The sequence below is a fragment of the Embleya sp. NPDC056575 genome (assembly GCF_042793325.1).
Taxonomy (GTDB): domain Bacteria; phylum Actinomycetota; class Actinomycetes; order Streptomycetales; family Streptomycetaceae; genus Embleya.
Map to the genome: position 1 here is coordinate 16008 of NZ_JBHTVA010000032.1, position 14636 is coordinate 30643.

Annotated in this window: 13 protein-coding genes; 4 read left to right on the top strand and 9 right to left on the bottom strand. The window is 71.5% G+C overall.

The genetic code is table 11. The annotated features are described in order from the left end of the window. Window positions 1–151: 151 nt before the first annotated feature. Complete coding sequence (locus tag ACFRCG_RS24895; protein ID WP_380034956.1) at window positions 152–2305, bottom strand: HelD family protein; 2154 nt, start codon at window positions 2303–2305, stop codon at window positions 152–154. Between the two features lie 335 nt (window positions 2306–2640). On the opposite strand from ACFRCG_RS24895, the gene ACFRCG_RS24900 reads away from it, so the two are divergent. After that, complete coding sequence (locus ACFRCG_RS24900) at window positions 2641–3960, top strand: M14 family metallocarboxypeptidase (RefSeq protein WP_380034959.1); 1320 nt, start codon at window positions 2641–2643, stop codon at window positions 3958–3960. Window positions 3961–3968: 8 nt separating this feature from the next. Here ACFRCG_RS24900 and otsB read toward each other — a convergent pair whose 3' ends face one another. The 3 genes from otsB to ACFRCG_RS24915 form a co-directional block, all read right to left on the bottom strand. Continuing rightward, entirely contained in the window at window positions 3969–4820 is an 852-nt protein-coding gene (gene otsB, locus ACFRCG_RS24905) for a trehalose-phosphatase (RefSeq protein WP_380034962.1), read from the bottom strand. 124 nt (window positions 4821–4944) lie between these two features. Further along, window positions 4945–5664, bottom strand: a complete 720-nt coding sequence (locus ACFRCG_RS24910) for a LytR C-terminal domain-containing protein (protein WP_380034965.1) — start codon at window positions 5662–5664, stop codon at window positions 4945–4947. Window positions 5665–5673: 9 nt separating this feature from the next. After that, the gene (locus ACFRCG_RS24915; protein ID WP_380034968.1) at window positions 5674–6009 is read right to left on the bottom strand and encodes a DUF3263 domain-containing protein; all 336 of its coding nucleotides are present in this window, start codon (window positions 6007–6009) and stop codon (window positions 5674–5676) included. Between the two features lie 161 nt (window positions 6010–6170). Here ACFRCG_RS24915 and ACFRCG_RS24920 point away from each other — a divergent pair, with 161 nt between their 5' ends. Further along, window positions 6171–6515, top strand: coding sequence for a cupin domain-containing protein (locus tag ACFRCG_RS24920; RefSeq protein WP_020557698.1), 345 nt, complete (start codon window positions 6171–6173; stop codon window positions 6513–6515). 120 nt (window positions 6516–6635) lie between these two features. Here the strand turns inward: ACFRCG_RS24920 and ACFRCG_RS24925 are convergent, their stop codons facing one another. The 4 genes from ACFRCG_RS24925 to ACFRCG_RS24940 all read right to left on the bottom strand — a co-directional run bounded on the left by ACFRCG_RS24925 (window position 6636) and on the right by ACFRCG_RS24940 (window position 11134). Beyond that, on the bottom strand, window positions 6636–7559 hold the full coding sequence (locus ACFRCG_RS24925; protein ID WP_380034971.1) for a carbohydrate ABC transporter permease: 924 nt from the start codon (window positions 7557–7559) through the stop codon (window positions 6636–6638). Further along, a complete protein-coding gene (locus tag ACFRCG_RS24930) occupies window positions 7556–8437 on the bottom strand; it encodes a carbohydrate ABC transporter permease (protein WP_379999304.1) in 882 nt (293 codons plus the stop codon). Before ACFRCG_RS24930 ends, ACFRCG_RS24925 begins: the two co-directional genes overlap by 4 nt. A 78-nt stretch (window positions 8438–8515) precedes the next feature. Continuing rightward, window positions 8516–9841 (bottom strand): extracellular solute-binding protein, encoded by a 1326-nt coding sequence (locus tag ACFRCG_RS24935; RefSeq protein ID WP_380034974.1) that lies wholly within the window; start codon window positions 9839–9841, stop codon window positions 8516–8518. 501 nt (window positions 9842–10342) lie between these two features. Beyond that, window positions 10343–11134, bottom strand: a complete 792-nt coding sequence (locus ACFRCG_RS24940; protein ID WP_379999300.1) for a DeoR/GlpR family DNA-binding transcription regulator — start codon at window positions 11132–11134, stop codon at window positions 10343–10345. Between the two features lie 235 nt (window positions 11135–11369). On the opposite strand from ACFRCG_RS24940, the gene ACFRCG_RS24945 reads away from it, so the two are divergent. Together ACFRCG_RS24945 and nagA are read left to right on the top strand one after the other, a co-directional pair. Beyond that, the gene (locus ACFRCG_RS24945; RefSeq protein ID WP_380034977.1) at window positions 11370–12335 is read left to right on the top strand and encodes an ROK family protein; all 966 of its coding nucleotides are present in this window, start codon (window positions 11370–11372) and stop codon (window positions 12333–12335) included. After that, window positions 12332–13474, top strand: coding sequence for an N-acetylglucosamine-6-phosphate deacetylase (nagA, locus tag ACFRCG_RS24950; protein ID WP_380034980.1), 1143 nt, complete (start codon window positions 12332–12334; stop codon window positions 13472–13474). The genes ACFRCG_RS24945 and nagA overlap by 4 nt, the downstream gene beginning before the upstream one ends. Before the next feature lie 46 nt (window positions 13475–13520). On the opposite strand, the gene ACFRCG_RS24955 is transcribed toward nagA, so the two are convergent. Further along, on the bottom strand, window positions 13521–14624 hold the full coding sequence (locus tag ACFRCG_RS24955) for an ADP-ribosylglycohydrolase family protein (protein ID WP_380034983.1): 1104 nt from the start codon (window positions 14622–14624) through the stop codon (window positions 13521–13523). Window positions 14625–14636: the final 12 nt, after the last annotated feature.

The window sequence follows — 14636 nt, forward strand, 5'->3', positions numbered from 1 at the left end:
CGACCACCAACCGGTTCGACACACACGGTTCACTCGTTTTGTTGGGCGCTTCGCGCCGGCTCGCGAGGCGCCGACGCGCCACGGGGGTGGCCGAGTTGGGGGACCCGTGTGCCGGCCGTCGGACGCGGGCGGTGGGCCCGGGCGTGGTGGGCTAAGGGGTTGTCAGGGGGGTGGGCAGGGGGGCTGCGTGGAGAACGATCAGGCCGGAGACCGCGCGGGTGAGTACCACGTAGAGGCGGCGCAGGCCCTGGGCTTCGGCGGCGACGATTTCGGCCGGTTCGGTGACCGCTACGTGGTCGAACTCCAGGCCCTTGGCCAGCGATGCCGGGACCACGCTGATCCGGGCCGCGTCAAGATCGCCGTCCGTGCCCAGGACCCGGTGCGCGACGCCGGTCGCCCGCAGGACGGCGGCGATCTCGGGTACCCGCGCGTCCGCGCAGATCAGGCCGATCGAGCCCTCGTGGTCGAGCAGTTCGACGGCCGCCTCGGCGGACCGCGCGGCCAGCTCGTCCGGCTCGACCGCGCGCAGTTCCAGAGCGCCCGCCGCCTGCCGGACCGAGGACGCCGGCGCCAGGCCGGGGGCGATCAGCGGCAACAACCGGCTCGCGAACTCCAGGATCTGCAGCGGCACCCGAAAGCCCCGGGTCAGTTCCTCGATCCTGGCTCCCTCGTGTCCGAGGTGGTGCAGCGTCTCGGCCCAGCCGGGGGTGGCCCACGGGGTGGTGCCCTGCGCGATGTCCCCGAGCACGGTGGCCGAGCCGGTGGGGCAGCGCCGGCCGACCGCGCGCAGCTGCATCGGGGACAGGTCCTGCGCCTCGTCGATCACCACGTGCCCGTAGCCGCCGGTGCGGTGGAGCAGGTCGGCGGTCTCGTCCACGAGCACCGCGTCGGCCACGGTCCAACGCGCGGCACCCGCCGAGCGCGGGGGTTTGGCCCAGCCGACCGCGGCCTGTTCGTCGGCGGTCAGGATGCCGTCCGCGCAGGCGGCCAGGAACGCGGGTTCGCTCAGCAGCCGAAAGACCAGCTTGAGCGGGTCCACCGCCGGCCAGATCGCGTCCACCGCCGCCTTGACCGGCCGGCTGCGCGCGACCGCGTCCTGCACCCGGTCGTCGGGGGATTCGCCGCGCTCCTCCATCTTGGTCAACAACGCGTGCGCGATCCGCTGCCGGAGCATGTCGCGCGCGGCGCCGTAGCGCACGTCGCGCCCGCGCAGCGCGGTGACCAGCTCCTCGACCTCGTACACCGCGAGCCGCCAGGTGCGCGAGTCGCGGACCACGGCCACCGACTCCCGCGGTTCGCTCAGGCCGGACCAGACCGCGCGGCGCAGCACCTCGGCCATCCGCGCGTCGCCCTTGATCGTGCCGGGCACCGCCTCGTCGAGGGCCCGGACCTTGATCTTGGAGGTGCGGGTGACCAGGTCCTCGACGGTGGTCTGGCCGACCTCGACCTCGCCGAGCGCGGGCAGCACCTGCTGGATGTAGTCGAGGAAGGAGCGGTTCGGGCCGACCACGAGGGTGCCGCTGCGGGCGAGGCGGTCGCGGTAGGCGTAGAGCAGCCAGGCCACGCGGTGCAGGCCGACGGCGGTCTTGCCGGTGCCGGGCGCGCCCTGGACGCAGAGCGTGTGGCCCAGGTCGGAGCGTACGATCTCGTCCTGCTCGGGCTGGATGGTGGCGACGATGTCGCGCATCGGGCCGACGCGGGGACGCTCGATCTCGGCCGCGAGGATCCCACTCGCGCTCTCCGCCTCGTCGGGGTCGGTCAGGTGCTCGTCCTCGAACGCGGTCAACTCACCGGCGGTCCAGCCGAACCGGCGGCGCAGTTCGACACCCAGCGGATCGGCCCGGTTGGCCCGGTAGAACGACCGCGACAGCGGAGCGCGCCAGTCCACCACCATCGGGTCGCCGAGTTCGTCGTGCACGTGCCTGCGGCCGATCCAGAACGACTCGACGGCCTTGTCCGGGTCGGCGGTGACCTCGATCGGCTCGACACCCTCGACGCCGTCGGCGAAGCGGCCGTCGATCCGGCCGAAGAACAGCGGGGATCCGGCGTGGTCGCCGAGCGCGGCGAGCCGCTTGGCGATCAGGTGCCGGGCGGTCTCGGTGGCGACGGCGGTGGCGCCGACGTCGCGCAGGTCCAGTGCCTCGGTCTCCTCGCGCATGCGGCGCAGGGCGGCGCGGGAGGCGTCCAGGTAGGCGCGTTCGACGGCGAGCGCGTCGGTGCCCGGGTTCGCCCCGGCCCGGTCGGCGGTGGTCGGGGCGGGGTCGGCGGGCAGGGTGGGGTCGGGGACGGCGGCGGGCGCGGACATGACTGTCTCCGATTCGTGGCGCTGACATATCGGAGCCCGGCCGGGCTCGGCGGCCCGTCCTGGTGCGCCCCTGCGAGGGCGCGGGCCGGCTACCCGATCCGGGTGGCGGCCCGCGCGGCCCACCGGTGCCGGGCACCGATCACGGCTCCCGATCACTGCACTGGGTGGGACAGCGGAATCAGCGAGCCTAGGCCAGTCGGGCTCTGCCATCAACTCCCTTTGCCGGGCCATGCTCGGTGTCCCGGGTCCGCGATTCCCGCTGTTCCGGGTGTGGATTTCGGGCAAGTCCCGCAGGGGTCGCGGGATTTGCGCGTGGGAGGGGCGGTGGTGCACGGATGAGGGCGTGGCGGACGTGGACGATGTGCGCGGCGAGATCGATGCTGCTGGTGGCGCTGGTGGCCGGCGTCGCGCTGGGCCCGGCGCCGGCGAGCGGCGGTCGCGGCGGCCGGAGCACCACGGGGTTCGAGCGTCGGGGCGGGTTGTCCTGGACCACCCCGGCGGAGGAGCGGGAACTCCTGCGCGAGCTGATCGCGGCGGCGCCGGGCCCCGATCGCGCCGGGTGGGCGCCGGCGCGGGTGACGCTGACCCGGGTGGGCGGCAGCGCGCGCGGCCGGGACGTGGAGCTGATCACGGTGTCCGGGGCGCGTACGGTGCCCGAGCCGATCCGGGTGTTGTTCGTCTGCGGCCAGCACGGTGACGAGCCGGCCGGCCGCGAGGCGTGCCTGAAGCTGGTCCGGGACCTGGCCGACGACCGCTCGGCCGCCGGTCGCCGACTCCTGGAGCGGGTCACCGTTTTGGTGCTGCCCACGCCCAACCCCGACGGCCTGGCGGCGGGCACCCGGGCGACGGCCGAGGGAGTGGACCTCAACCGCGACCACCTGGCGGTGGCCTCACCCGAGGCGCGGGCCGTCCGGCGGGTGCTGCGGGAGACGCGCCCGCACATCGTGCACGACCTGCACGAGTTCGACGTGCCGGCGGACGCCCGTACCGCGCCGACCCTGTACCTGTGGCCGCGCAATCTCAACGTGGACCCCGAACTGCGCGGACTGGCCACAGAGTTGGCGCGCGATCGCATCGGATCGGCGCTGCGCGCGGCGGGGTGGGCGTCGGACGTGTACGGCGTGGATCCGACGGGTCGCCGACTCGGCGGCGACGGGGACGAACGCCTGCTGCGCAACGCGGCCGCGCTCGACCACGCGGTCGCGGTCCTGGTCGAGGTCGACGCCAATCCCACGTCGGCTCTGGAGCGGGCCGACGCGGCCCTGCTCCACCGCCGTCGGGTGGGGGCCCACCTGGTGGCCGCCCGCGCCACGCTGCGGATGGCGGCCGAACGCGGCGAGGCCCTCGCGTCGGCGGTCCGCGCCTCGCGCGCCCGATCCGAGCACGGCCCGGAGCGGGTCTACCTGGACGGCGCCGACAACCTGCCCGCGCCCTGGGCGGCGGCGCTCGAACCACCCTGCGCCTACCGCCTGACCCCGGACCAATACGCGACCGCGCGCGCGACGCTGACCGAACACGGGATCCGGGTCTCCCCGGACCTGAGTGTGCGTACGGCTCAACCGGAGGGCGTCAAGGTCACGCTGCTGCTCGACCCGAGGGCCCGCTTCGCGATCGCGGACGGCACACCGGAGCCGTGCGGGGAGGGGGATGCGTAAAGGGGGCCCTACCGGCCCTCCACCGCGTCGGCGAGCGCGCCGAGCAGGTCGGCGATTCCCTCCGGGCCGGCCACCACCAGGTCGGCGCGTTCGGCGAGGGCGTGCACCTCGGCCGAGCCGCTGCACACGGTGAGCCCGGCCACGCCCTGTCCGCGCAGGTCCTCGACGGCCTCGAACGCGGCGAGGTCGCCGAGATCGTCCCCGGCGAACAACACCGTCGCGGCCCGGCGTTCGGCGAGAAAGCCGGTCAGCGCGCGCCCCTTGTCCATCCCCCGGGGGCGCAACTCCAGCACGTAGCGCCCGGGTTCGACGACCAGGTCGTGCCGCTTCGCCAGTTCGCCGAGCGGGCCGCGCAGCAGGTCGAGGGTGGCCTGCGGATCGGGGGCGCGGCGGGTGTGCACGGCCAGCGCGCTGCCCTTGTCCTCGGTCCACGTGGTGCTCCACGCGTCGAGCGAGCGCAGCAGGTCGGGCAGTTCGAGCCGCACCTCGTGCACCCCGCGCGGCGGCTCCGGGGCGCTGACCCGGCCGGTCGCCGCGTCCCAGCGCTCCAGGCCGTAGTGGCCGAGCACGACGAGGTTCTCCAGACCGGCGACCCCGCGAAAGCGGCCGTACTCCACCGCGACCGCGGCGGGCCGCCCGGTGACGATCACCACCGCGGCCAGATGCGGGGTCAGTCGGGACAGCGCCAGGACCGCGCGCGTATCGGCGCGGGCGTGCTCCGGATCGTCGACGATCGGGGCGAGCGTGCCGTCGAAATCGAGCGCGACGACCGCCCGGGCGGGTGCGTCGAGCAGCGCGGCGAGGCCGACCCGGCCGGCGGGCGTGGTGGGTTCGGGCAGCGTGGACCGGTTCGAGGTCATGCCGACCAACCTAACCCGAGGCCGCGGTGCGACGCGGATTCCCGGCCACGCGGCCGGGCCCGCACGGACGCCGCGCTCTCCACGAGCCCCGCGCAAGCACCACGTTCCTCCCGCGCGCCGTTGGCTACCGCGTGGTCAGCGACCCCAGCATCCGATCCGCCAACGGGACCACCTGGTCGTCGACCACGATCACCGTCAGTCGGTGCCGCGGGATGCCGGCGAAGGCGGGCTTGACGCGGCTGATGCCCGGGAGGTCGGCGGCCAGGGCTCGGGCCTGGGGTGCCAGGTCGGCGGGGTGGTAGACGGTGGTCGCCGGGACGGCGCCGCGGAAGGTGTCGGTTCCGGTCACCTCCCAGCCGGCCGCCTCCAGGCGGCGGGCCATGCGCTTGGCCAGTGCCGGGACCTTGGTCTGGTCGAGCAGGACGACCTTGCCTCGGCTGCCCCTCGGGACCGGGGGCGCGTGGGCGGGCGGTACCGGGCGGGCGGACGCCGGCGCGGGGAAGGGGACCGGGGCGGGCGCCGCCGCCCGAGTGTGCTGGGCCGCCCGACCCGCCGCCGCCCGCGTCGCGGGTTCCTCCCGCGCGATGGCGAGCGCGCCGGCCAGGGCCAGGGCCGCCAGTACGGCCACCGGCACGATCAGGCTTCGCCGGGACCGGGTCGGCGCGGGCGAGTCGTCGATCCGCAGGCCGCCGATCAGTTCGCGCCCGGACTCCCCCTCGGACTCCTCCTCCCCCGGGGCGGCCTGCTCCGGGTCGGGTGCTCCCGAGTCCTCGTTGGTCCAGATCAGGCCGTAGCGGCCGAAGCCGTCGAATTCGTCGTACTCGTCCTTGCGGCGCGTGAACACCCGGGCCTCTCAGCGCCCGGCACGACGCACGGTGGAGCGGGCCTGCTGGCGGGCCTCGCGCAGCCGACGCAGCCGCTGGACCAGCATCGGGTCGTGTTCGAGTGCCTCGGGCCGGTCGAGCAGGGTGTTCAGTACCTGGAAGTAGCGGGTCGCGGAGAAGCCGAAGCGGTCGCGCACGGCACGTTCCTTGGCGCCGGCGTGTTTCCACCACTGGCGCTCGAATTCGAGGATGTCCCGGTCCCGCTCGGACAGGCCGCCGGCCGAAGTCGCGTCGGGTGCGGTCGCCGCGGCGCCCTGCCCGGGAATCACCGGCGGCTCCGGCCGCACGTCGTGCTCCTCACCCATCGGTCTTCCCTTCGGTGCCTCGGGCGGGCCCGTCGACCCGCTCTCGGGCATTGTGCCCGGCGATGCCGACGCAGGACCGCACCGGCGCGGTGATTCGCCGGAAAAGCCCACGAATCACCCGGCAGGCGGCGGCCGAACGGTTGGGCTATATGCTCCGCCGCATGTCTACCTTTGCCGTCCATATCCCCGCCGCCGAACTCGAAGCCGACCCGCTCGACCCGGCGCAGATCGTCTCCGGCACGCCCGAGGTCTCGGGCAAGGTCCTGTGGGAGTCCGAGGACGGCAGGCAGATCCGCGGCATCTGGCAGATCACCCCCGGCGTGGTGACCGACACCGAGGCCAACGAGCTGTTCGTGGTGGTCTCCGGCCGCGCCACGATCGAGATCCGCGGCGGCGCGACGATCGAGGTCGGCCCCGGCGACGCGTGCGTGCTCCAGGAGGGCGACGAGACGGTGTGGACCGTGCACGAGACGCTGCGCAAGGCGTACCACATCACCCTGCCGTAACCGCCCGCCCGGGCCCGTGCCCGAAAACGACGAAGCCCACAGGCCCCCGAGACCTGTGGGCTTCGCGTCGTCCGGGGTCGACCACGACCGCCCGAAACGATTCGGGCGACCGCTCCCGACCTACTTCACCGACCCGGCCGTCAACCCCGACACGACGTGCTTCTCGATGTACGCGAACAGGATCACCACCGGCACGATCGCCACCACCGACCCGGCGAACAGGTACTGCCACTCGACCCGGTAGGCGCCGAGGAAGCTGTTGATCCCGACCGTCAGCGGCTGCTTGTCGGGGGTGGTCACCAGGACCAGCGCGACGGTGAACTCGTTCCACGCCGCGATGAAGGTGAAGATGACCGCGGTGACGATGCCCGGCATCGCCAGCGGCAGCGTGACCCGACGCAGTGCCCCGAGACGGGAGGCACCGTCGATCATCGCGGCCTCTTCCAGCTCGACCGGGATCGCGCTGAAGTAGGCGGTCAGGATCCACACCGAGAAGGCCAGGTTGAACGCGCCGTTGACCAGCACGAGCGCCCAGTACGAGTCGAGCAGATCCAGGATGTAGAACTCGCGGTACAGGCCCACCAGGAGCGAGGTCGGCTGGAACATCTGGGTGACCAGTACCAGCATCAGGAAGACGCCCCGGCCGCGGAACCGTTTGCGCGCGGTGTAGTAGGCCGCGGGCAGCGAGACCACCAGCACGAGCAGCGTCGACATGCCCGCGACCAGCAACGAGACCTTGAGGTTGTCGCCGAGCGTGGACTTGTCCCAGACGTCGACGAAGTTGGCCCATTCGAACTTCGACGGCACATAGCCGTCGCTGGTCAACTCGTCCTTCGGCCGCAGGGCGGTGATCGCCATCTCGATGTACGGAGCCACGAACACGATCGCGATCACCCACGCGAGCGCGCCGAACCACAGCTGCTTCTGGCTGTACTTCGAGCCCCCGAGTACGGGCTTACCGCGCCTGGTCCCCTTGCCGCGGGCCACGCCCGCGGGCCCTTGCGGGGCGCCGGCGTCCGGCTCGGCGGTCACGACGGTGCTCATCGGTCGGTCTCCTTGTTCCCACGGCTGACGACGAGGAAGAACGCGACCAGGATGATGATCATCGCGAAGTTGGCCACGGACATCGCCGCGCTCTCGCCGATGTCCGACGCCTTGAGCTGATACATGAACACCGTGGTCGTCGCGGTCTCGTAGCCCGGACCACCGTTGGTCATCGCCCAGATGATCGGGAACGAGTTGAACACGTTGATCAGGTTGATCACGACCGCGACCAGGATCGCGGGCTTGAGCAGCGGCAGGGTGATCGACAGGTAGGTGCGCCACGTGGACGCGCCGTCGATCCGGGCCGCCTCGTACACCTCACCCGGCACCGTCTGCAGTCCCGCGAGCAGGGTGTAGGTGGTGAACGGCAGCGAGACGAAGACGGCGACCGCCATCATCCACGGCATCGCGGTGGACGGCCTGCCCAGCCAGTCCTTGCCCGCGTCCATCAGGTGCAGGTCGACCATCAGCGTGTTGATCACGCCGTGGGTCTCGTGCAGCATCCACTTGAACACGACGGCGGTCATGAAGACCGACGCCGCCCACGGCACGATCATCGCCCAGCGGGCGAAGCGTCGGCCCGGGAAGTGCTGGTTGAACAGCTGGGCCAGGAACAGCGACAACACGAGCGTGATGGCGACCACCACCAGCACCCAGACCACGGTGTTCCACAACACGGCCACGAAGTCCGGTTCGTCGAACAGCTTGGTGTAGTTGTCGGTGCCGTTGGGTCCCACCACGATGCCGGTGCGGCGGATGCGCTGGAAGGAGCTCCAGACCATCACGACCACGGGCCACAGGACCACGAGACCGATCAGGAGGACGGCCGGGCCGATCCACGGCAGCGGGGCGAGCGCCTTCTTGACTCTGGTGCCCACGGAAGGCGCTCTGCGTACGGCGGTTTCGGCCACGGGGCCGTCCTCCTCGTTCGGTGCGCGGACTTGTCCGGTGCGGCGTCAGCTCTTCTGCTGGGCGACGGCCGACTCGGCTTCCTTCTGGAGCTGGTCGAGCACGTCCTTGGGGGACTTGCCGGAGACCGCGCTGCCGAGCTGCTCCTTGATCTTGGGCGAGAGCACGTCCCACGCGACGTCGTTGAGCGGGTAGAACTTCGCCTTGGGCAGCAGGTCGATGTACGGCTTGAGACCGGCGTTGGCGGGGTTGGCCGTCATCTTGGCCATCACCGACTTGGTCACCGGCGGGAAGCTGTACTGCTCCTGGAACTTGATCTGCTGCTCGGTGCTGAACGCGTGGTCCACGAACGCCCTGATCTGGTCCTTGTGGCCGTTCTTCTTGAACGCCATCATCCAGTCGCAGACACCCAGCGTCTCGTTCAGCGGGCCGGTCTTGCCGGGGATGGGCGCCGTCGCGTACTTGAGGTTGGGGTAGTCCTTCTTCAGCGTGGCGATCATGGTGGGGTTGCTGTTCACCATGCCGACGCTGCCGCCGTAGAAGTCGGTGTAGACGTCCTTGCGGTTCTTGGTGCCGGGGTTGGACTCGGTCAGTCCGGTCTTGACCAGGTTGTCGTTGACCCAGTTCAGCGCCTCGACGTTGGCCGGGCTGTTGACCGTGTACTTTCCGTTGGTCTGGTAACCGCCGCCGTTGCCCAGCGCCCAGTTCATGAACTCGCCCTGGGCCTCCTCCTTGCCGAGCGGCAGGCCGAAGGGGGTCGCCACGCCGGCGGACTTGAGCTTGGTCGCGGCGGCCTTGAGATCGTCCCAGGTCTTCGGCGGCTCGGTGATGCCGGCTTTGGTGAACAGATCCGTGTTGTAGATCAGTTGCCGGGTGCTGGAGGTGAAGGGAATGCCGTACTGCTTGCCCTTCACGGTCGCGGCCGGGGTGAAGGACTCCACGAAGTCGGCCTTGGTCTCGGGCGACATGATGTCGTCGACCGGGTAGAGCAGGTCGTCGACGACCTTGTCCGCGTAACCGCCGGTCTGCAGCAGGTCGGGCATCTCGTTGTTCTGGACCATGGTCGCGACCTGCTTGTCGATGTCATCCCAGTTGATGACCTGCAGGTTCACCTTGATCCCGGGGTACTTCGCGTTGAAGCTCGAAATCACCCCGTTCCAATACTTCTGCATGCTGCCGTCGCCGCTGCCGTAGTCCGCCACGACCAACTTGATCGTGCCGTCCTTCGGGGCGCCGGCGGGAGCGCCGGGCGCGGAGGCGCCGGGGGTCGCCCCCTTGCTGTCGTCGCTGTCGTCGTCCGACCCACCACACGCTGACAGAAGCAGTGCGGCCGACAGTCCTGTCGCCGCCAATGCCATCTGGTGCCGCTTCATCGCAGAACCGCCTTCATGCCTTCGGGAAAACAGGACCGTTGGGCAGGGTTTCGTGGCGCTAACCCCATGCGTGCACATGCGCAAAACTGTTCGCAACACGGATTTGTAGAAAACTCTTGAGCAGCATCGAGCATTTTGCGGACTCGCCGTGTCGGCAGTCAACACCTCGCCGGAAGAAAGGTCTACACCAATCCTGCGATTGGTTGGAGAGGTCGCGGCACTTTGCCCGGCAATTCGTTACCCGTGCGGGCGCGGATGCGGAGAACCGGCGCGGAGGACGCCTATTGGATCTTGAAGTGGTCCATCGACGCTTCTTCGAATGATCCATTCCGGTTGTGCACGAATTTTGCGTCGCACCGGCCGGGGGGTTGGTTGGAGAAACGATCCGGCAGCATTGACAGGCGACAATGCCCGGAGTTTCGGCCGGAGTTTTGGTGGGTCTCGGACCCGAACAGCCCGAAAAACCCCAACGGACCCGAACGGACCCGAACGACCCGCGCGTCAGACCCGGATGACCCGCACGCCCGCGTCCACGAACGCCGCGGTGGCCTCCTCGGGGGCGGCGGTGTCGGTCACGAGCACGCCGACCCGGTCCAGCGGGCAGATCCGGGCGAACGCGCGGCGACCCAGCTTGGACGAGTCGGCGGCCACCACGACCCGACCGGCGCCGGCGGCCATCAACTGGTTGATGCTCGCCTCGCCCTCGTGGTGCGCGCTCGCGCCGTGCTCGACATCGATCGCGTCGACGCCCAGGATGGCCACGTCCAGGGCCACCTCGCGCAGGATCCCGGTGGCGAGCGGGCCGATCAGCTCGTACGACTGCGGACGCGCCACCCCGCCGGTGAGCACGATCTTCACGTGCCGCCGCACGGCGAGTTCGCCCGCGATGTTGAGCGCGTTGGTGACGATGGTGAACGCCTGCGCGTTCGAGTCGCCCTCGGTGTACAGATCGGCCCGGGCCACCAGCGCGCGGGCCACCTCGGTCATCGTGGTGCCGCCGTTGATCCCGACCGTCTCCCCCGGCTTGACCAGGGCCGCCACCGCCTGCGCGATGCGCTGCTTCTCGGACGCGTGTCGGGCGGTCTTGTAGCGCAGCGGCAGGTCGTAGGAGACCGCGTGCGCGACCGCGCCGCCCCGGGTGCGGGTCAACATCTGCTGCTGCGCGAGCTGGTCCAGGTCGCGGCGGATCGTGGCGGGCGAGACGTCCAGCTCCGAGGCCACGTCCTCGACCTCCAGCCGACCGTGCTTGGCCAGCAATTCGAGGAGTGCACCCCACCGCTCGTAACGACTCACCCGCGACCTCCCGCCCGGTCCGACAGCCTGCCCGACTCGTGTCGGATCGTTGCGACCATCCTCCCCGGCCACCCGCGCGTGTCACGCGTCGGGGTTTCGGTAAGGGTGCGCTCACTCAACGATGCTGTTGCATGTTCATGTTTTCAACTGCTATCCAGTGAGCACAAACGCGCATTCTCGGATCCACCCGCCCTCGGGCCGACAATCTGCCCCATCTACCAGACTTGAGACGCCGATGCCGCACGTGAACATCACGCCGTCCGACCTGTCCGGCGCGGACTGCGTCCTCGCACTCGACGTCGGCGGCACCGACATCAAGGGCGGCGTCGTGGACGCGAACGGCGGCCTGGTCTACTCCGAGCGGCGCCCGACCGGACGCACCGACGGGCCCGACACGGTGGTCGCGGGGATCGTCGACTTCGCCGAGGCACTGCGCGATCGGGCGCTCGAACTCGGCGGGGTGCCGCGCGCGGCGGGTGTGGTGGTGCCGGGCATCGTGGACGACGCGGCGGGCGTCGCGGTGTGGTCGGCCAGCATCCAGTGGCGCGAGGTGCCGCTGCGCTCGCTGGTGGCCGACCGGCTGGGGCTACCGGCGGCTTTGAGCCACGACGTGCGTACCGGCGCGCTCGCCGAGGGCCGACTGGGCGCGGGGCGCGACTGCGACAACTTCCTGTTCGTGGCGATCGGCACCGGGCTCGCCTCGGTGCTGGTGCTGAACGGACGCCCCTACCCGGGCGCGCACGGGCAGGCCGGCGAAATCGGGCACATCACGGTGCGCCCCGGCGGGGGTAAATGTACGTGTGGGGCGGTCGGTTGTCTGGAGGCGCACTTCTCCGGACCCGCGATCGCGCACGCGTTCGCCGAGGCCGCGCCGGGCGACGACCCGCCGCTGAGCGCGGCCCAGGTGGTCGCCCGGGTCGCCGCGGGCGACCGGGTCGCGGCCGCGGTGTGGGGGCAGGGGTTGTCCGCGTTCGCGGACGGCCTGCTCACCGGACTCGCCCTGTACGACCCGAAGTTGCTGGTCATCGGCGGCGGACTCTCGCTCGCCGGGGAGCAGTTGTTCAGCCCCTTGCGGACGCTGCTCGCCGAGCGCGCCGTGGTCCAACACGTGCCGCCGCTGGTCACCGCGGCACTCGGAGACGAGGCCGGTTGCCGAGGCGCCGGACTGATCGCGTGGGACACCTTGGAGGTGCGCGGGTGACGGTGCTCGGCAATGCGCGCGTGGTGCTGCCCTCCGGGGTGGTCGACGGCGCTTCGGTGCACGTGGTGGGTGAACGGATCGCCTTCGCCGGCCCCGGCCGGCCGAACGGCTCGGAACCGGTGGTCGACCTCGCGGGCGGCTGGATCGTGCCCGGTTTCGTGGACATGCACGTGCACGGCGGCGGGGGTGGTTCGTACACCTCCGGCGATCCCGACGAGGCGCTGCGGGTGGCCGAATTCCATCGCTCGCACGGGACCACGACCACGGTCGCCAGCCTGGTCACCGCGTCCCCGGCGGACCTGCTGCGGATCGTGACCACGCTCTCCCCGCTCGTGCACGACGGCCTGCTGGCGGGGCTGCACCTGGAGGGCCCCTATCTGAGTGCGGCCCGCTGCGGCGCGCACGACCCGACCCAGTTGCGCGCGCCGGATCGGGACGAGGTCGGCACGCTGCTCAAGGTGGCGAACGGCGCGATCCGCATGGTCACCCTGGCCCCGGAGCTTCCGGGCGGGGTCGATCTGGTGCGCCGGCTCGCCGACGAGGGGGTGATCGCCGCGGTCGGGCACACCGACGGCACGCACCGGCAGACCCACGCGGCGCTGGCCGCGGGCGCGAGTGTGGCCACCCACCTGTTCAACGCGATGCGCAGCGTGCACCACCGCGAGCCGGGGCCGGTCACCGCGCTGCTCCAGGACAGCGACGCGGTGGTCGAGTTGATCAACGACGGCGTACACCTGCACCCCAGCGTGGTCAACCTGGCGTACGCGAGCGCGGGACCGGACCGGGTCGCCTTCATCACCGACGCGATGGGCGCGGCGGGCATGCCGGACGGCGTCTACCCGCTGGGCGTGATGACCGTGGACGTGGTGGACGGGGTGGCCCGACTCGCCGGCGGCGACTCGATCGCGGGCAGCACGCTGACCCTGGACGAGGCGCTGCGCAACGGTGTCGCGGGAGGCCTGCCGATCGCCGACGTGGTGCGCTCGCTCTCGGCCACGCCCGCGCGGGCACTGGGCCTGGCCGACCGGATCGGCACCCTGGAGCCGGGCAAGCGGGCAGACCTGGTGGTCCTGGACGACGCGCTTCGGGTGCGCGCGGTGATGGTCGCGGGCGCGTGGGTGGACGAGCGCCGACCCTGATCGGGGCGATCCGGCCGCCTCGGGCAGTGCCCGGGGTGGCCGGCGCTCAGTTCGGCGGGTAGCGCCGGGTCCAGCTCGTGTCCCCCGCCTCGGGGCCGTGCAGCGTGGTGCCCTGGGTCATCTCCATCGCGAAGTCGTCGGCCAGCTGCAGGATCGCGCCGCGGCCCTCGAGTTCGGCGACCAGGTCGGCGGGCAGCACGGTGTCGCCGTGCATGGCGCCGAGCAGGTTGCCGCAGATCGACCCGGTCGAGTCGCTGTCCCCGCCGTGGTTGACCGCGAGCAGCAGTCCGGTGCGCATGTCGGGGGCCACCAGGGCGCAGTACAGCCCGATCGACAGCGCCTCCTCGGCGGTCCAGCCCTGGCCCAGCGCCTCGACCCGCTCGGCCGAGGGCACCCCGGCGCGGACCGCGGCGAGCGCCGCCTCGATCGCCCGCGCCGTCTCGGCGTGCTCCGGACGCGACTTCACCAACTCCAGGGCGATCCGTACGCCCTCCTCCAACGGCGCGCCCTGCATGACCGCGTGCACGATCACCGCGAACGCACCCGCCGAGAGGTAGCCGGTGGGGTGCCCGTGGGTCAACACCGCGCATTCCACCGCGAGTTGGAAGACCAGCTCGGGCCGCCAGCCGACCAGCAGGCCGAACGGCGCGGAGCGCATGACCGCGCCGCAGCCCTTGGAGTCGGGGTTCTTGGGCCGCTCCAGCGTGCCCATCACGCTCTCGTCCTCCAGCCCGCGCAGGCACGCGGATCCGGGCGCGCGCGAGCTGTACAGCCACTCCTCGCGGACCAGCCAGCCCTCGTCCTTGCGCTCGTCGGGGCCCCATTCGCTCTGGGTGGCCTTCCAGCGCAGGTAGGCGCCGTGCAGGTCGGTCGGCGGATGCCAGGCTCCGGTGTCCCGGCGCACGTGCGCGCGGATCAGCCCCTCCACCGTGAACAGGGTCATCTGCGTGTCGTCGGTGATCGCGCCGCGTCGGTGGTACGCCGTCACGTAGCCGGCGACCCCGTCGGATCCGTGCTGTTCGCGGATTTCCGCGAGACTCAGGAACTCGATCCCGGCGCCGAGCGCGTCCCCGATGGCGCCGCCGACGAGACAGCCCCGTACCCGTGCCCGAAAGTCCTGCAAACGGTCCCTGGACCACAGTGCGGCCATGTGTGTTCTCCC